The organism is Afifella sp. IM 167 (genome assembly GCF_020144925.1).
Lineage (GTDB): Bacteria > Pseudomonadota > Alphaproteobacteria > Rhizobiales > Afifellaceae > Afifella.
Window position 1 is genome coordinate 425,264 of sequence record NZ_NSLC01000004.1, and the last position, 16,411, is coordinate 441,674.

Consider the following 16,411-nt stretch of genomic DNA (forward strand, 5'->3'; position numbering starts at 1 on the left):
CCTTCACCGCCAGGTTGAGGCCGTTCGGCCTTTCTGCCCGGCGCTTCAGTTCAGCAGCACCCGCGGCAACCACAGCGCGATCTCCGGGAACACGATCACGGCGGCGAGTCCGAGGAGCTGCAGGAGCACGAAGGGGATGATGCCGAGATAGATCTCCTCGATCTTCACCTCCTTGGGCGCCACGGCCTTCATGTAGAAGAGCGCAAAGCCGAAGGGCGGCGTCAGGAACGAGGTCTGCAGGTTCACCGCCATCAGGATGGCGAACCAGTAGACGACCTCGAAGCGCTCCACATGGCTGCCGAAATCCATCAGCTGGATGATCGGCGTGAAGACCGGCAACACGATCAGCGTGATCTCGATCCAGTCGAAGAAGAAGCCGAGAAAGAAGACGATCCCGAGAATGAGGATCAACAGCCCCCAGGAGCCGAGGCCGCTGGCGTTCACCAGATCGACGACGACACCATCGCCGCCGAGGGCGCGGAAGACGTAGGAAAACAAAGTCGCGCCGACGAAGATGCCGAAGAGCATGGCGTTGGTGAGGCCCGTGCGCAGTACCACATCGGCCAGCACATGGCCGAAATGCCTGACCTCGGAGAAGGCGCCGCCGCCGACCGAATGGTCGTCGAGTTCGGCATGCGCCTCGCCGGAAAAGTGCATCTCCGGCACGCCCAGAACCGGCAGGACGACGAGGTTGACGAAGCCGAGGAGGAGGGCGCCCGCCGCCCCGACGCCGGCGGCCTCCGTCGGCGTCGCGAAGCCGCCGAGGATGGAGCCGAGCACCAGCACGATGAGGATGACCGGCGGCACGAAGGAACGCAGGATCATCAGGAACAGCTCTGCGCCGCTTCCCGGCCCGATATGGGCCGGCAGCGGCGGCGCCAGGCGCGGCTTCAGCGAGCACAGCACGACGATGTAGACGACATAAAGGCCCGAGAGCAGGAAGCCCGGGAAGATCGCCGCGACGAAAAGATTGCCGACCGAACGCTCCAGGAGGTCGGCCATGATGACCAGCATGATCGAAGGCGGGATGAGGATGCCGAGCGTGCCGGAGGCGGCGATGGTGCCGGTGGCGAGCTGGTGGGAGTATTTCCGCTCGATCATGATCGGCAGGGCAAGCAGCGACATCATCACCACCGAGGCGCCGATGATGCCCGTCGTGGCGGCCAGGATCGTGCCCATGATGGTGACGGCGAGCGCCAGGCCGCCCGGGACGCGGCGCAGCAGCACCTGCAGGCAGTTGAGCAGGTCGCGCGCAATCCCCGATCTTTCCAGCATCGTGCCCATGAAGATGAACATCGGGATCGCCGTGAGGATGAGGTTCTCCTCGATGCCGAAGACGCGCGAGGGCATGGCGCGAAACTGCACGAAGGCGAACTGGTCGAACGCCATGCCGAGGAAGCCGAAGGCAAGGCCGATGCCGCCGAGGACAAAGGCCACCGGATAGCCGGAGAAGAGGAGCGTCGCGAGGGCCGCGAACATGAGGAGCGGAAGGGCATCGGTGAGCGGCATCACGCGCGCCTTCCCGCTTCGGCGGTCTCTTCGGGGATGACCAGCTCGGCGATGTCGTCGTCCGTGCCGATCGTGTCGTGCAGCATTTCGGGGGGCAGCCGGCCGCTCCAGCCGGCGAGCGCCTTGAAGAAGACGGAGATGCCGGCAAGTCCCAGAAGCGCGAACATGATCGGCATGGAGATCTTCAGGAGCCAGAGATGGCTGAGCCCGACCACCGACCGCGACGCCTCGCCGGAATGGTAGGACTGCATGAAGTAGCCCCAGGAGAGGTAGGTCGCGATCACCGAATAGGGGATGAGGGCGAAGAGGCAGCCGAGCATCTCGATGAGGAACTTGGTCCTCAGCGCCACGCGGTCACGAATGAGATCGATCCGCACATGCGCCTGGCGGATATAGGCGTAGCCCATCATCAGGCAGAACAGGTAGGCGTGCAGCCAGTATTCCGATTCCTGATACTGGGTGGAGTTGAACCCGAAGAATTTCGGCACGCCGAAATAGCGGGTGACGACGTCGTAGACGATGACGAGGAGGAGCGGCACGGCGAGCCAGGCGCCGAGCCTGCCGACGACGGCCAGAAGCCCGTCGATGGCCCTTGAGACGTTGAGGAGCGCAGCCATGGCGTTACCGACCGTCCGCGAATTGAGGGATTCCGGCGCCTGCGCCGGAGAGGCCGGCCGACGCCCGAAAGCGCCGGCCGTCGTCATTCCGGAGAGACCAGCACCGGCCTTGCCGGTGCATGGCGCCGGCTACTGGATGTAGCCGACCTCGCCCCAGCGCTTGTAGTTCTCGCGGAAGGTGGAGAGGGATTCCCAGGCCTTCTTGAACTTCTCGTCCTTTGCGGCCTCTTCCTCGGCGACCTCGTTCCAGGTCGAATGGAAGGTATCGAGGATTTCCTTCGGCCAGGTGTGGATCGTGACGCCCTTCTCCTCCAGCTCGGCGAGCGCATCGACCTGGATCGCCTCTCCCTCGGCCATGCCGTTGGCGACGTTGGCGCGGCAGGCCGTGTTGATCATCGCCTGCTCCTGCTCGGAAAGCCCGTCCCAGCGCTCCTTGTTGATCATCAGCTCGAAGGCTGTGGATTGCTGGTGCCAGCCGGGGAAGTAATAGTGCTTGGCGACCTGGTAAAAACCGAGATTGAGGTCGATCGCCGGCTGGGAGAATTCCGTGGCATCGATGGTGCCGCGCTCCAGGGCGGGGTAGATGTCGCCGCCGGCAAGAAGCTGGGTATCGACACCGAGCCGCTGCATCACCTTCGCGCCGAGGCCGAAGAAGCGCATCTTCAGGCCCTTCAGATCGTCGACCGAGTTGATCTCCTTGCGGAACCAGCCGGAGGCCTCCGGCGCGATGACGGCGCAGATGATGGAGTGGATGTTATAGGGCGCGTAGATCTCCTGCATCATCTCCTCGCCGCCGCCGTTGAACAGCCAGGCGGTGTATTCACGCACGTCCGGCCCGAAGGGCACTGCGGCGAAGAGGGCGAGCGAGGGCTCCTTGCCCTGCCAGTAGCCCGGCGTCGACCAGGCGGCGTCGACGGAGCCGTTGGAGACGGCGTCGAAGACCTCCAGCGCCGGCACGAGAGCGCCCGGCTCGAAGAACTTCACCTCAAGCTCGCCGCCCGACATCTTGTCGATCGTTTCCTCGATCGCCTTGCCGAGCGTGCCGAGCTGCGTCAGCGAGCCCGGATAGGTGGATGCCATGTTGAGCGTGGTCTTCGCCTCTGCCGGAACCGACAGGGCGAGAACGGCGGCACAGGCGGCCGCCGACAATACTGCCTTCATCACTGTTCCTCCCAAGAACGGTATAGATCCTGCACCGGGCGCGCCCGGTGCAGCTGTCAGATGAGGCTGAAACGGAGAATTTTTCCCATTTCCCCTTTCGCCAACCGCTTTGGTGCGGTCTTGTCATTGTCTTTCCGGCCGCTGCCCTTCTTTTGAAGAGTTCTTGGAGCCGGCTTAATTTCGATACCAACGTTGACCGGCCATCGCAAGCACACTTATCTTGCAGTTCTTCTCGCTCCCGGCGCCTGCGAGGGCCATTCCGGCAAGCGGCAGAGGATTTCGGCCAGCGGCGAACAAGATGCCGGGAAGCCGCAGAGGATCACAGTTTGTCATCACCTGAAATCGCCGGTGGGAAGGGCAGCGGAAGACCGCGGGTCGGGCTTTTCGCGACCTGCCTCGTCGACCTCTTCCGTCCCGAGACCGGCTTTGCCGCCGCCCGGCTCATCGAGGCGGCGGGCTGCGACGTCGATGTGCCGGAGAGCCAGACCTGCTGCGGGCAGCCGGCCTACAATTCCGGCGACCGCGAGGACGCGAAGGCCATCGCCCGCCAGGTGGTCGAGACCTTCGAGGGTTTCGACTACGTCGTCGTCCCCTCCGGTTCCTGCGCCGCGACGCTCTCGCGCCATTATCCGGAGCTTCTCGCCGACGATCCGGCATTCGCCAGGCGCGCCGAGGCGCTGGCGGCAAAGACCTTCGAGCTGACCGCCTTCCTCTATGACGTGATGGGGATCACGAAGGTGAAAGCGCGCTTTGCCGGCTCCGTCACCTATCACGATGCCTGTTCAGGGCTGCGCGAGCTCTCCATCCAGAAGCAGCCGCGCGAACTCTTGCAGAGCGTCGAGGGGCTGACGCTGACGGAGATGACGGACCCCGATGTCTGCTGCGGCTTCGGCGGCACCTTCTGCGTCAAGTATCCGGAGATCTCCAACGCCATCGTCACCAAGAAGGCGGCGACGATCGCGGCGAGCGGTGCGGAGACGCTGGTTGCGGGCGATCTCGGCTGCCTGATGAACATGGCCGGCAAGCTTTCCCGCGACGGCAGGAAGGTGCGCGCGCGCCATGTCGCCGAAGTGCTCGCCGATATGGGCGAAGGACCGGCGATCGGCGAGGCGAAATGAGCCTTCACATCACCTCGCCCGCCTTCAAGGAGAACGCGGTCGACGCGCTTGCCAATGTCGATCTGCAGCAGGCACTGGCGCATGTGGAGCGCGGCTTCATCCACAAGCGCCAGGCGGCCGTCGACGCGTTGCCGGAATTCGAGGCGCTGCGGCGCGAGGCGAAGGCGATCAAGGACCATACGCTCGCCCATCTCGACCTCTACCTGGAAGCCTTTGAGGAGAATGCGCTGAAGGCGGGCGCCGAGGTGCATTTCGCCGAGACGGCGGAGGATGCCCGCCAGGCCGTCCTGGAGATCTGCCGCCGTGTCGGGGCGAAGACCGTCACCAAGGGCAAGTCGATGATCTCCGAGGAGATCGGGCTCAACACCTTCCTGGAAGCCAGCGACATCGTCCCGGTGGAGACCGATCTCGGCGAATACATCATCCAGCTGAGGGGCGAGACGCCTTCCCACATCATCGCGCCGGCCGTGCATGTGACGCGCAGCCAGGTGGAGGCGGACTTCCGGCGCGTGCACACCCATCTCGACCCGGAGCGCGACCTGACGGAGCCCGTCTCGCTGCTTTCCGAGGCGCGGGCAGCACTGCGGGAGAAATTCCTCGCGGCCGATGTCGGCATTACCGGCGCGAATTTTCTCGTCGTGGAAACCGGCTCCTCGGTCATCGTCACCAACGAGGGCAACGGCGACCTCACCCAGATCCTGCCGCGCGTTCACATCGTGATCGCCTCGCTGGAAAAGCTGGTGCCGAACCTTGAAGACGTCTCCACGCTGCTGCGCGTTCTCGCCCGCTCGGCAACCGGCCAGGAGATGTCGGTCTACACGACCTTCTCGACCGGCCCGCGCCGGCCGGGCGACCCGGACGGGCCGGAGGAGACGCATATCGTCATCCTCGACAACGGCCGCTCGGAGATGCTCGCCGACGAATACCGCGAGATGCTGCGCTGCATCCGCTGCGGCGCCTGCATGAACCATTGTCCGGTCTACCACGCCATCGGCGGCCATGCTTACGGCGCGACCTATGTCGGGCCGATGGGGGCGGTGCTGGCGCCGGCGCTGTTCGGGCTGGAGCATACGGCCAACCTTCCCAACGCCTCCACCTTCTGCGGGCGCTGCGAGAGCGTCTGCCCGGTCGGCATCCCGCTGCCCAAGCTGATGCGCCACTGGCGCGAGCGCGAATACGAAAGGCACCTGAAGCCGGCGACGGAGCGAAGCGGGCTGGCACTCTGGGCCTTCCTCGCCCGGCGGCCGAAGCTCTACAGACTGGCGACACGGATCGGGCTTGCCGCACTCTCGCCGTTCGGCCGAAAGGGCCGCTTCGCCTGGCTGCCGCTCGCCGGCGGCTGGACGCGCCATCGCGACCTGCCGGCGCCCGCGGCAAAGAGCTTCGTCGCGCAATGGAAGGCCCGCTCGTGAGTGCCGCCGAAAGGGAAGACCGGCGGCGGGCCGCCGTCTTCGGCAAGGTGCGCCGGGCGCTCGCCGGCGAGGGCGAAGGCGAGGCGCGGCGGGAGGCGGTCAGAGAGCGGCTTTCCCGCCACAAGGCAAACGTCATCCCGGCCCGCGGCCAGGTGGACGGCGAGAGCCGCGTCGCGCTCTTCGCCGAGATGGCTGAGAAGGTGAGCGCCACGGTGGAGCGCATTGCCTCGCCCGAGGACCTGCCCGAAGCCGTGGCCGAATATCTGAGAGCGAAGAACCTTCCCTCGGCGCTGCGCATGGGCGCGGATGCGCGGCTGCGGGACCTGCCGTGGCAGAAGGCGCCGCAGATCGAATTGAAGCATGGGCCTTCCGACGGACACGACCTCGCCACCCTCAGCCACGCCTTCGCCGGGGTGGCGGAGACGGGCACGCTTTATCTCGTCTCTGGCGAAGACAACCCGACGAGCCTCAATTTCCTGCCCGAACACCATCTGGTGGTGATCGCCGCTTCCGACATCGCCGGTGACTACGAGGCGGTCTGGGCGGAGCTGCGCGCCCGCGCGGAGAAAGAAGGCCTGCCACGGACGGTCAACCTCATCACAGGCCCCTCGCGCTCCGCCGATATCGAGCAAACGCTGCTGCTGGGCGCCCACGGACCGCGGGCGCTGCACATCTTCGTCGTCGGAAAAGGCTGAGCGGCCGACTTCCTACTGAGAGGGCGAATCCGGGTTCATGATGATCTCGGCAGGCTCCGGATCGCCGGGCTTTTGCCCGGCCGGATCGGGGGCTGCCGGATCGGGCATGGACGCATCGGGGGCGACCGGCGCGCGGTCGGACCGGTCGCGCCTGGGAGCCGGCTCGGCCGATGGGGGCAGCGGGGCCGGCTCGCGCTCCCTCGCCGGAGTCGTCTCGTCCGTCATCGGCTCCTGGCGCGGCGGCGTCACCGGGACGGGCTGCATCCCCTGCTCCCCGCTCGCGGCGGGCGCCGGTTCATTGCCCTCCGAACCGGCCTCGCTCGGGGCATCGTCCCCATCGTCCGGCGCGGCGGGCTCGGTTTCGTCGGGGCTGCGGAACTGGATGGTCGGATAGGAGACCGTCGCCGTCTTCCAGACGACCTCGAACTTGCCGAGCTTGAACTCGAACTTGGGCGCCTGGCCTTCGGTCACCTGCACCTCCGGCAGCCGGCCTTCCTGCACCTGGCGGATATCCACCATGAAGTAGGCGCCGATGGCGAGGACGATGATCAGAAGGACGAGAAAAACGCGCATGGGTGCCGTCGGAGGGTTGTTTCGGTGCTTTCACGGCTAAAAGGCCCGGCGCCGGGATCGGGTTCCGAGGCCGAGCGAATTGCAGGCTAGAAGAGGCTCCCCTGGCCGCCGCCAGGGGGCTTTGCACGCTGAGGGGAAGGCGCCGCGACCGGGCGCTTCGGCTTCGTCTGCGGTGCTGGCTCCGGCGCGAGGCCGGCCTGCGGCGTGCCGGCGACCATCGGAACGCGCCCGTCGGAAAACTCCACGTCATAGCCGGCTCCTGCAGCGACAGCGGAAGCGAGCGTCACCGCCCTTCCCTCGCCGTCATGCACGACGGCGTAGCCCCGGCTCAGCACGGATTTGTAGGAGAGGGTTTCCAGGAGCCTGCCGGCGCTCGCCATCCGCTCCTTTCGGGCGTCCATGCGCCGGGCAAAGACTTCGCCATGGCGGGCACAGGCCGCCAGTCGGTCGCGCTCCAGGCGCAGCATGCGCGTCAGCGTCTGCGGGCGGAGCCGCGCCGAACGCTCCAGCTCGCGCCGGGCGCGGACCGGCGCCGCGGCGGCCGCCCGGCCGAGCCGGCCGGAAAGCTCGGCGAGCCGCTCGCGGCGGCGGCGATGATCGGCCCGCAGGCTTTCGCCCGTCAGGCGCGAGGCGAGGCGAAGATAGGCTTCGGCCTTGAAGCGGCGATGCTGCGAGAGTGCGCGCAGGAGGCGCCCGCCCGCCTCGTCGAGCCGATGGCGCGGCAGGGCGAGAAGCTCGTTGAGCGAGGGCATGGCACGCGCCGCGCCCATCAGCTCGCGGCTTCTGGAAGCGGCGAGGCGGGTCCAGGCGCCCGACTGGCGCGCAGCGAGATCGGCGAGGCCCGCGGCTAGATCGGCGTGCACCGGGACGGCGATCTCGGCGGCGCCCGTCGGCGTCGGCGCGCGCCGGTCGGCGGCGAGATCGATCAAGGTCCAGTCGGTTTCGTGGCCGACGGCGGAGATCACCGGGATGGCGCTCTCGGCCACGGCGCGCACGGCGACCTCCTCGTTGAAGGCCCACAGATCCTCGATCGAGCCGCCGCCCCGGGCGACGATGAGGAGGTCAGGACGCGGGATGGGGCCGCCCGGCTCGAGCATGTTGAAGCCGCGCACCGCCCTTGCCACCTCGTCGGCGGCGCCGTCCCCCTGAACCCGCACGGGCCAGAGGAGGACGTGGCGCGGAAAGCGCTCGCGCAGGCGATGAAGGATGTCGCGGATGACCGCCCCGGTCGGCGAGGTGACGACGCCGATCACCTTCGGCAGATAGGGGAGCGGGCGCTTCCTCGCCTCGGCGAAGAGGCCCTCGGCCTCCAGGGCCTTCCGGCGCTCCTCCAGAAGCGCCATCAGCGCGCCGGCGCCGGCGGGCTCCAGGCTTTCGACGACGAGCTGGTAGTTGGAGCGGCGCGGATAGGTGGTGATCTTGCCGGTCGCCACCATCTCCAGCCCTTCCTCGGGCTTGAACTTCAGGCGCTGGAAGGTCGACTTCCACACGACGAGGTCGAGCGAGGCGCTCTGGTCCTTCAGCGTGAAATAGCAATGGCCGGAGCCATGCGGGCCGCGATAGCCGGAAACCTCGCCGCGCACGCGCACATGCTCGTAGGTGTCCTCCAGCGTGCGCTTCAGCGCGAAGGACAGCTCGGCGACGGAATATTCGCTGACGTTGCTCGCCTCGGGGGCGCGATCTGGCATGGCCCAGTCTTGACGGACGGCGCCGCTCGCTTCAAGCGGCTTTTGCCCCAGTTTCAGCGGGCATCGGCAAAGAGGGGCAAAGATGGCCTACGACTTCACCACGCGGCGCCTCTTCATCGAGGACGGGCTGAGCGACGGGGCTGAAATTCCGCTCTCCGCCGACCAGACAAACTATCTCCTCAACGTGCTGCGGCTCGATGCGGGGGCCGAGATCCTGGCGTTCAACGGCCGGGACGGTGAATGGCGCGCGCGAATCGAAAAGACCGGAAAGAAGAAGGCGAAGCTCGTCGCCGGAGAGAAAACCCGCGAACAGACGCCGCCCTCGGACCTTGCCTATCTCTTCGCGCCGCTCAAGCAGGCGCGGCTCGACTACATGGCGCAAAAGGCGGTGGAGATGGGCGCGGGAAGGCTGCAGCCGGTCATCACCCAGTTCACCCAGGTCCGGCACGTCAAGGTGGAGCGCATCCGCTCCAACGCCGTTGAAGCGGCCGAACAATGCGGCGTGCTCACCATTGCGCAGGTGGCGGAGCCTTTGCCGCTGGCGGAGGCCGTGGAGGCGCTGGAGGATGATCGCGTGCTCGTCTTCTGCGACGAACAGCATCGCGGCGACGCGGTGGCGCCGCTTACCGAGCTGCGCGGCAGGAAGCTGGCCGTTCTGGTCGGCCCGGAGGGCGGATTTTCCGAGGTCGAACGCTCCGCCCTCGCGGGGCGGAAGAGCACGGTGACCATCTCGCTCGGCCCGCGCATCCTGCGTGCCGACACGGCGGCGGTCGCCGCGCTCGCAGTGGTTCAGGCGGCAGCCGGCGACTGGAGCGCGTAGGGCTTACTTGTTGCGCAGGGCAATGTCGGTGATCGGCTGGACCGGCCCCTTGCCGACCTTGTCGTTGACGAGGACGCGCAGACGGCCATCCTTGCTCGCCGTGATCGACATGTCCGCCTTGGTGTCGCCCATGACATTCTTCGGCCAGACGAGCGTCAGACGCACGGTGTCGCCGCGGCGCTTGCCGCTCAGCCGCGCAGTGCCGGCGCTCGAGCCGACATAGGTGCCGGTATAAAGGCCAGTCTCCGGACGGTAGGTCACGTCGACCTTCACGTTGCGCGTGAAGATCAGGTAAGCGCGGCACGTGCCGGCAACATTGATGTGGTTGCCTTCGCCGGAGCCGCTCAGAGAACAGTTCACCTTGGTCGGGCCGGTCTCCTCGTCCGGAATGACGAGGCCGCCGCCGCCCCAGGCGCCGTCGAAACGGTTGATGAAGCTCTCCTCGGCCGCCAGGGCAGGCGACGCCGCGAGGGCGCCCAAGACAATTGCGGCCGGGAGCAGCATGCGTGTTTGCGTTGCGCGCATGACGCTACCTTTCAGTAACCAGAAGATGGTTTGTAAACTCCAACGCGGAAAGCGCCAAAGCGTTCAATGCGAAGCCGGAAAAGACTTTGAAAGGCGCGCGCCTCGCCACTATGTTCGCGCGCCGCCGCTGAAGAGCTGCCGAGAGACAGATGGCCCGCGATACCGCCAACGACACACTCATCGAAAGTCGCGACCAGCTCGTGGCCTCCATCGAAGTCGGCTGCAAGCCGAAGGACAGGTGGCGGATCGGCACCGAGCACGAGAAGCTGCCCTTCTACCGTGATGGCGACCGGCCCGTTCCCTATGAGGGGCCGAACGGCATCGAGGCCGTGCTGAAGGGCATGGAGAGCCTCCTCGGCTGGGAGCCCATCTACGATGCCGGCAACATCATCGGCCTCGTCGATCCGACGGGGGGCGGGGCGATCTCGCTGGAGCCCGGCGGCCAGTTCGAGCTTTCGGGCGCGCCGCTGCCGAACATCCACCGCACCTGCCGGGAGACACACGCCCATCTCGCCCAGGTGCGGGAAGTCGCCGAGCCTCTCGGGATCGGCTTCCTCGGCATCGGGATGAGCCCCAAATGGAGCCGTGCGGTCACCCCGATGATGCCCAAGCAGCGCTACCGGATCATGGCGAACTACATGCCGAAGGTCGGCAGCAAGGGCCTCGACATGATGTTCCGCACCACCACCATCCAGGTCAATCTCGACTTCTCGTCGGAGAGCGACATGGTGCGCAAGATGCGCGTCGGCCTCGCCCTGCAGCCGATCGCGACCGCCCTTTTTGCCAATTCGCCCTTTACCGAGGGAAAGCCGAACTCCTTCCTTTCCTACCGCGCCGAGATCTGGCGCGACGTCGACAACAACCGTTCGGGCATGCTGCCCTTCGCCTTCGAGGAGGGCTTCGGTTTCGAGCGCTATGTCGACTGGGCGCTGGAAGTGCCGATGTATTTCGTCATCCGGGACGGGCGCTACATCGACATGACCGACACGACCTTCGGAGCCTTCCTGAAGCGGCCGGGGGCGAACGGGCACAGCAATCTCGAGCCGACGATGGGCGACTGGCTCAATCACCTTTCGACACTCTTCCCGGATGTGCGGCTGAAGACGTTCCTTGAGATGCGCGGAGCCGATGGCGGGCCGACGCGGCGCATCTGCGCCCTGCCCGCCTTCTGGACCGGCCTTCTCTACGACGAAGAGGCGCTCGGCGCGGCCGAGGAATTGACGGCCGACTGGAGCGATGCCGAGCGCGAGGGCCTGCGCAACCATGTGCCGAAGACGGGACTTGCCACACCCTTCCGCCAGGAGACGGTGCTGCAGATCGCCCGGCGCGCGGTCGAGATCGCCCGCCTCGGGCTGAACAACCGGGGCGAGATGAGCACCGGCGGCTTCACCGAGGCCGAATACCTGGCGCCGCTGGAGGAAACGCTCGCGCTGAAGCGTACGCCGGCGGAGGAACTCCTGGCCCAGTACCGCACGCGCTGGGGTGGCTCCGTCGAGCCGCTCTTCACCGAATATGCCTACTGAAGGCAGCGGAGCGGCAATCGCCGCCTCCGCCTTCACGCCGCGCGATCCGGACTGGCGCGCGAGGGTGGAGCGTCTGTTTTCGCAAGCTCCGTTCCTCGCGCTCCTCGGCGTGGAGCTCCTCGACCTCCAGCCCGGCCGCGTCGTCACCCGCATCCCGCTTGCCACACGGCATTGCCAGCAGGACGGCTACGTCCATGCCGGTGTGCAGGCCACGCTCGCCGACCATTCCGCCGGCGCCGCTTCCTCCAGTCTGGTCTCGGCCGGCACCATCGTCCTGACGGCGGAGTTCAAGATCACGCTCCTGCGGCCGGCCAGAGGCGAGATTCTCCTGTGCGAGAGCGAGGTCGTGAAAACCGGGCGCATGCTCTCCTTCTGCCGCTCGGAGGTGATGACGCTCGACGGCACGCAGAAGCTGCACGTCGCGAGCGCCAGCGTCACCATCGCCCACGTCATGCGCTGATTTCCCGCCGCGCCATCGCAACGATCCGTTCACCACGTCCGGCCGATTGGAAGCGTTGCAGGCAACCCGGTAAGGCATGATCACGTAAGAGATATGCTCGGCGGAGCGAACCCCCGGCCTTCAGGCGCGAGGCGAGCCACAAGATTGAGGCGGACGAACCGCGTATGGTTCTCGACATGATCACGATGATGGTGATGGGCTCGTTCCTCGCCATGGCGAGCGGTACCCTCCTGATCGTGGCGCAGGTCCAGTACGCTCGGAAATTTGCGGTGTCGCTTTGGATCGCCTCCGATTTCGTCCTCGCCGCCGGCCTGATGTCGCTCGCCCTTGGAGCGGAGCACGACGTCGTGCGTCCCGGCGCGTATGTCTTTCTCACCTTCCACCCCGCGCTCATCTGGGCATCGACGCGTCTCGGCAACGGGCAGCCCATCTCCCTGCCCATCCTTTTCGCCGGGCCGGTGGCCGTGGCGGCCGCAGCCATGCTTGAGCCCGCGACATCCGTGGGCGCGAGCGCCATCACCCACGGCATGTTCGGTTGCGCCTACCTCCTGTCGGCCGCCTTCACGACCATCTTCCGGGCCGAAGAGCCGCGGCTCGGTTCGCGATGGCCGCTCGGCATACTCTGCGCCGTGCATGGCGTCACGCTCGCAGCAACCCTGACGATCCTCAACGCAACGGCCGAAGCGGGCGCGGCTCCATCGCCGCTGATGCAAATCGCCGGCGAGTTCCTCAGTCTGGAGACCTTCGTCTTCCTGCTTGGCGGAACGATCTTCGTGGCAGCGATCACCCGCGAGAGCCGCGAACAGCAGATGAAGAACAAGGCCGAGACGGACGGCCTGACCGGTACCCTCAATCGGCGTGCCTTTCTGGAAAAGGGCGAACGCCTGCTGGAGCGTTGCCGGGTGGATAGAGCCCCCTGTTCGGCGATCGTTTTCGACCTCGACCACTTCAAGGCGGTCAACGACACGCATGGCCACGGGGTCGGCGATGCCGTCCTGGAGATCTTTACCGAAGTGTCGCGCAAGTCCCTGCGGCCCAACGATCTCTTCGGACGGATCGGGGGAGAGGAATTTGCCGCGATCCTGCCCGGCGCCGATCTAGCGGCCGGACTGGCGATGGCAGACCGTCTTCGTCTTGGGCTGCGCGAGGCTGCCGTCATGGTGCGCGGGCGCGCCGTTCGGGCAACGCTCAGCGCCGGTGTCAGCACGCCGGGACCGGACGAGACGCTGGAGGATCTGTTGCGCCGGGCCGACGAGGCGCTCTACGAGGCCAAGGCAGCCGGGCGCAACCGGGTCCTGCCGGCGTCCGGCGACCGGGCTGGCACATCCGCTTCCGTGGTGCGGATCGCCTGAAGCGGTTCATCCTCGGTCAGGGCATTGCGGGGGCAATCCAGACCGCCCGCCGAAAACCCTATTCGGAAAGAACCCGCGTCGCGGGGAAGGCGATTTCTGCGATCGTTCCCTCGCCTCTGGCGCTTCTCAGCGTGAATTCGGCCCGGTTCGCTTCCACCAGCGCCTTCGTGAGCGGCAGGCCCAGGCCGGAGCCCGTGCCGCTGCCGATGGCCGAGGAAACGACTTGGCGAAACGGCTCCATCACCTTGGCGAGATCCGTCTCGCTCATGCCGCCGCCATTGTCGCGCACCCTGAGGACAAGCTCCCCGGTCTCTTCGAGCCGTGTCGAGACGATGACCTGACCTCCCGCCCCGGTGTATTTCACCGAGTTCGACAGAAGGTTGAGGAAGATCTGCCGCATGGTGCGCTCGTCGGCGACCACCGGCGGCAGATCGGGAGCGAAACTCGTGCGGATGATGACCTGCTGGCCCCCGGCCTGCGGCTGCATCAGCCCGACGCATTCGCGGGCCACGGCGTTGACGTCGACGGCGACGAAATCGAGATCGAGCTTGCCGGCCTCGACCCGCGAGATATCGAGCAGGTCGTTGACGAGGCTGACGACATGCTCCGAGGAGGAGCGGATGTCGCGCAGATACTCGCGGTAGCGCTGGTTCTCGATCGGTCCGAAGCGCTCCTCCACCATCACCTCGGCGAAGCCGATGATGGCATTGAGGGGTGTGCGGATCTCATGGCTGATGCGGGCAAGGAAGTCCGATTTCTGCGTCGATGCCCTTTCCGCCTCGCTGCGCGCCTCGCGCAGCCGCGCCTCGGTCTCCTTCCACTGGGTGATATCGCGCAAAACGGCACAGAAGCGCGGCCGCTCCGGGGTGCCGACATGGCCAAAGGTCATGAAGAGGGCGATCGGCCCGCCCGGCGTGCGGCCGAGGACCTCGCGCCCCTCGTTGATGAGGCTCTTGATGCCCGCGGTCCGGAGGCTTTCGAGGTACGCCTCGGCCATCTCGTGGCTTTCCTCCTCGAGGAGCACCGTGAAGGCCTCGCCGACGACATCTTCCTCCTCGATGCCGAAAAGCGCCTCGGCGCTGCGATTGACGCTTTCGATGAAGCCTTCGAGATCGAGGACGACGACGCCGTCCAGCGCCGTATCGACGATCGCCTGCAGCTCGGAGACCTTGGCGGCCAGGACCGGCGCGGGCGCAAGAGCCGGGCGCGCCTCGGCCGCCGGCGCCGCTTCCTCGCGCAGGACGGGCACTTCCGGCTCCGGCGCGACAGGCGCTTCCTCGGCGAGCGCATCCGCGCCAGACTCATCCTCGCCGGGCGCATCCGGCAGCATCCGCTCGATCGAGGAGGCGGCCTCTTCCTCGGGCGATGGTTCTTGCGCCTCCGACGGGTCCGGCATCGCACGGCGCTCGTCCTGCGGCGTGCCGGTGGACGGTGTGAGGTCGGAGATGCGTGCCCCGAGCGCGGAGGCGATCGTCTCGAAGGCCCGCTTCTCCTGCTGCGACAGGCGCGAGAATTCCGGCAGGCGCTCCAGATCGGCTCGGAAGGGAACCACATTGTCCTCGGTTTCAGGTTCGTCGGGCGGTTCGCCGGGCATGGCATCCTCCTCGGCCGGCGGATAGCGAAGGTCGAAAGCTTCCGCCTTCAGGGCCTCCGCGGGCCTCAGGACACCGAATCCCCGAAAGCCCTGAAAAGTTCGTTCGGCATCGAAGACGGGCAGCGCCGTCAGCTCCGCCGGAATGCGCGTCTCGCCGTTCTGCGAGGGCCACCACGCGGTGAGCCCGCTCCAGGTGTCGCGCGCGGCGAAGGCCTTCTGGATGCGGCCGGATGGGTCGAGGCGCAAGCGATCCGCCGCATCCTGCCATTTTTCGCCGACGATCTCGGCATGGCGGCCGACGAGCTGGGTCAGCCCCTGCGAGACGAAGAGAAGGCGATGGGCGGCATCGGTCTGCCAGAGGAAGCGCACCGAGACGGGCGGCAACGGCTGGCTGCGCGTCGCGGTGCGGCCATTTTCGTCGCGCGCGGCGGGCGGCAGGGCCGCATGCATGACCGGGCTCGGCTCCCGCCGCCCGGCCTCTTCCGGCTTCGGTTCTTCCCGCTCGGCGGCATCGCCGGCATGGTCATCCCCGGCCGCCTCGCCCCCATCGTCGGTCCCTTCGCCGGCCTGCTGGGCTGCCGAAAGCTCTTCCTCGGGCGGGGATTCTTCGGCGGGCGGCTCGTCCAGTACGGTTTCGGCCGGGAGGGTGTCGTGCGGATGCGTTTCGTCGCCGGCAGGCGTCTCTTCGGCGCCGATGCCGCCGCCCGGCGCGTCGCCGGTCGCGTCACCGTCGGAGAAGGCTTCGTCGCTCTCTATGTCGTCGGTCGCCGCATCGTCCTTGGCTGAATCGGCGGCCGTTGCATTGTCGGCCGTTGCATCGCTGGTGGCCGCATCGTCGGGGCCGGCATTGAGCGGCACGACAGGTGCGGTCCATTGCGGCTCTTCGCTCTCCTGCCCCTCGCCCGCCTGCGTCTCGGCGTCAGGCGCTCCGGCAGGCGCAGCCGTGTCCCGTGCCTCGGCCGACAAGTCGTCCGATTGTTCGGACGTGTCTTGAGGCCCCTTTTCCTCCGATGCCTCCACGGACGACTTTTCCTCGGAGGGCGCCGCATCGTCGGCCGGCTGAGATTGCCCGGGGTCCTCCCCTTCCACATCACCATGAAGGACGGCCGTGCGGCCCCGATCCTTCTCCGGCTCATACGTGGTGAGACGGTCGGCGATCCAGGCCGGCAGCGCCCGCCGGACGGCTTCGGCGAGATCGGCGGCGGGCTCAGGCTCGTCAGCCTCCGGCTTGGGCGCCGGGGTATCCTCGTGCGGCGGTGTCTCCTCGGCCTCCGCCGGAGCCGATGCCTCGGCCTCCGTCTCGGCAAGGCCCGCACCGTCGTCGTTGGCCGGGGGGTCGACGGAAAGTGCGGCGGGGGGGAGCG

At 67.2% G+C, this 16,411-nt stretch carries 15 protein-coding genes; 8 read left to right on the forward strand and 7 right to left on the reverse strand.

Going from position 1 to position 16,411, the window contains the following annotated elements; all coding sequences use genetic code 11:
- Positions 1-45 precede the first annotated feature (45 nt).
- Positions 46-1,509 carry a TRAP transporter large permease subunit gene (locus CLD20_RS09615; protein WP_224406397.1) on the reverse strand — a complete coding sequence of 488 codons (1,464 nt, stop codon included), beginning with the start codon at positions 1,507-1,509 and terminating at the stop codon, positions 46-48.
- The gene (locus tag CLD20_RS09620; protein WP_224406398.1) at positions 1,509-2,126 is read right to left on the reverse strand and encodes a TRAP transporter small permease subunit; all 618 of its coding nucleotides are present in this window, start codon (positions 2,124-2,126) and stop codon (positions 1,509-1,511) included. The genes CLD20_RS09615 and CLD20_RS09620 overlap by 1 nt, the downstream gene beginning before the upstream one ends.
- On the opposite strand from CLD20_RS09620, the gene CLD20_RS09625 reads away from it, so the two are divergent.
- A complete protein-coding gene (locus CLD20_RS09625; RefSeq protein WP_224406399.1) occupies positions 2,125-2,268 on the forward strand; it encodes a hypothetical protein in 144 nt (47 codons plus the stop codon). The genes CLD20_RS09620 and CLD20_RS09625 overlap by 2 nt on opposite strands.
- Here the strand turns inward: CLD20_RS09625 and CLD20_RS09630 are convergent.
- Positions 2,256-3,287 carry a TRAP transporter substrate-binding protein gene (locus CLD20_RS09630; protein WP_224406400.1) on the reverse strand — a complete coding sequence of 344 codons (1,032 nt, stop codon included), beginning with the start codon at positions 3,285-3,287 and terminating at the stop codon, positions 2,256-2,258. The genes CLD20_RS09625 and CLD20_RS09630 overlap by 13 nt on opposite strands.
- Positions 3,288-3,613: 326 nt before the next feature.
- Here CLD20_RS09630 and CLD20_RS09635 point away from each other — a divergent pair, with 326 nt between their 5' ends.
- The 3 genes from CLD20_RS09635 to CLD20_RS09645 are packed head-to-tail and all read left to right on the forward strand — an operon-like array spanning position 3,614 to position 6,512.
- A complete protein-coding gene (locus tag CLD20_RS09635) occupies positions 3,614-4,405 on the forward strand; it encodes a (Fe-S)-binding protein (RefSeq protein ID WP_224406401.1) in 792 nt (263 codons plus the stop codon).
- The gene (locus CLD20_RS09640; protein WP_224406402.1) at positions 4,402-5,817 is read left to right on the forward strand and encodes a LutB/LldF family L-lactate oxidation iron-sulfur protein; all 1,416 of its coding nucleotides are present in this window, start codon (positions 4,402-4,404) and stop codon (positions 5,815-5,817) included. Before CLD20_RS09635 ends, CLD20_RS09640 begins: the two co-directional genes overlap by 4 nt.
- Positions 5,814-6,512 (forward strand): lactate utilization protein, encoded by a 699-nt coding sequence (locus CLD20_RS09645; protein WP_224406403.1) that lies wholly within the window; start codon positions 5,814-5,816, stop codon positions 6,510-6,512. The genes CLD20_RS09640 and CLD20_RS09645 overlap by 4 nt, the downstream gene beginning before the upstream one ends.
- Positions 6,513-6,524: 12 nt before the next feature.
- Here CLD20_RS09645 and CLD20_RS09650 read toward each other — a convergent pair whose 3' ends face one another.
- On the reverse strand, positions 6,525-7,085 hold the full coding sequence (locus tag CLD20_RS09650) for a hypothetical protein (protein ID WP_224406404.1): 561 nt from the start codon (positions 7,083-7,085) through the stop codon (positions 6,525-6,527).
- A gap of 86 nt (positions 7,086-7,171) precedes the next feature.
- On the reverse strand, positions 7,172-8,773 hold the full coding sequence (gene xseA, locus CLD20_RS09655; RefSeq protein WP_224406405.1) for an exodeoxyribonuclease VII large subunit: 1,602 nt from the start codon (positions 8,771-8,773) through the stop codon (positions 7,172-7,174).
- Between the two features lie 82 nt (positions 8,774-8,855).
- Between xseA and CLD20_RS09660 the strand changes: the two genes are divergently transcribed.
- Positions 8,856-9,593, forward strand: coding sequence for a 16S rRNA (uracil(1498)-N(3))-methyltransferase (locus tag CLD20_RS09660; RefSeq protein ID WP_224406406.1), 738 nt, complete (start codon positions 8,856-8,858; stop codon positions 9,591-9,593).
- A gap of 3 nt (positions 9,594-9,596) precedes the next feature.
- Here CLD20_RS09660 and CLD20_RS09665 read toward each other — a convergent pair whose 3' ends face one another.
- Positions 9,597-10,073 carry a hypothetical protein gene (locus CLD20_RS09665; RefSeq protein ID WP_224406407.1) on the reverse strand — a complete coding sequence of 159 codons (477 nt, stop codon included), beginning with the start codon at positions 10,071-10,073 and terminating at the stop codon, positions 9,597-9,599.
- Between the two features lie 194 nt (positions 10,074-10,267).
- Here CLD20_RS09665 and CLD20_RS09670 point away from each other — a divergent pair, with 194 nt between their 5' ends.
- The 3 genes from CLD20_RS09670 to CLD20_RS09680 all read left to right on the forward strand — a co-directional run bounded on the left by CLD20_RS09670 (position 10,268) and on the right by CLD20_RS09680 (position 13,453).
- The gene (locus tag CLD20_RS09670) at positions 10,268-11,641 is read left to right on the forward strand and encodes a glutamate--cysteine ligase (RefSeq protein ID WP_224406408.1); all 1,374 of its coding nucleotides are present in this window, start codon (positions 10,268-10,270) and stop codon (positions 11,639-11,641) included.
- The gene (locus CLD20_RS09675; protein WP_224406409.1) at positions 11,631-12,101 is read left to right on the forward strand and encodes a PaaI family thioesterase; all 471 of its coding nucleotides are present in this window, start codon (positions 11,631-11,633) and stop codon (positions 12,099-12,101) included. The genes CLD20_RS09670 and CLD20_RS09675 overlap by 11 nt, the downstream gene beginning before the upstream one ends.
- Positions 12,102-12,265: 164 nt before the next feature.
- Complete coding sequence (locus CLD20_RS09680) at positions 12,266-13,453, forward strand: GGDEF domain-containing protein (protein WP_224406410.1); 1,188 nt, start codon at positions 12,266-12,268, stop codon at positions 13,451-13,453.
- Between the two features lie 58 nt (positions 13,454-13,511).
- On the opposite strand, the gene CLD20_RS09685 is transcribed toward CLD20_RS09680, so the two are convergent.
- A partial coding sequence (locus CLD20_RS09685; RefSeq protein ID WP_370636850.1) for an ATP-binding protein occupies positions 13,512-16,411 on the reverse strand: 2,900 nt, incomplete at its 5' end.

Bases quoted from the DNA above. Each gene is read 5' to 3' on its own strand.
- CLD20_RS09615 (WP_224406397.1), bottom strand. From the start codon at position 1,509: ATGCCGCTCACCGATGCCCTTCCGCTCCTCATGTTCGCGGCCCTCGCG.
- CLD20_RS09625 (WP_224406399.1), top strand. From the start codon at position 2,125: ATGGCGTTACCGACCGTCCGCGAATTGAGGGATTCCGGCGCCTGCGCC.
- CLD20_RS09620 (WP_224406398.1), bottom strand. From the start codon at position 2,126: ATGGCTGCGCTCCTCAACGTCTCAAGGGCCATCGACGGGCTTCTGGCC.
- CLD20_RS09630 (WP_224406400.1), bottom strand. From the start codon at position 3,287: ATGAAGGCAGTATTGTCGGCGGCCGCCTGTGCCGCCGTTCTCGCCCTG.
- CLD20_RS09640 (WP_224406402.1), top strand. From the start codon at position 4,402: ATGAGCCTTCACATCACCTCGCCCGCCTTCAAGGAGAACGCGGTCGAC.
- CLD20_RS09650 (WP_224406404.1), bottom strand. From the start codon at position 7,085: ATGCGCGTTTTTCTCGTCCTTCTGATCATCGTCCTCGCCATCGGCGCC.
- xseA (WP_224406405.1), bottom strand. From the start codon at position 8,773: ATGCCAGATCGCGCCCCCGAGGCGAGCAACGTCAGCGAATATTCCGTC.
- CLD20_RS09660 (WP_224406406.1), top strand. From the start codon at position 8,856: ATGGCCTACGACTTCACCACGCGGCGCCTCTTCATCGAGGACGGGCTG.
- CLD20_RS09670 (WP_224406408.1), top strand. From the start codon at position 10,268: ATGGCCCGCGATACCGCCAACGACACACTCATCGAAAGTCGCGACCAG.
- CLD20_RS09675 (WP_224406409.1), top strand. From the start codon at position 11,631: ATGCCTACTGAAGGCAGCGGAGCGGCAATCGCCGCCTCCGCCTTCACG.
- CLD20_RS09680 (WP_224406410.1), top strand. From the start codon at position 12,266: ATGGTTCTCGACATGATCACGATGATGGTGATGGGCTCGTTCCTCGCC.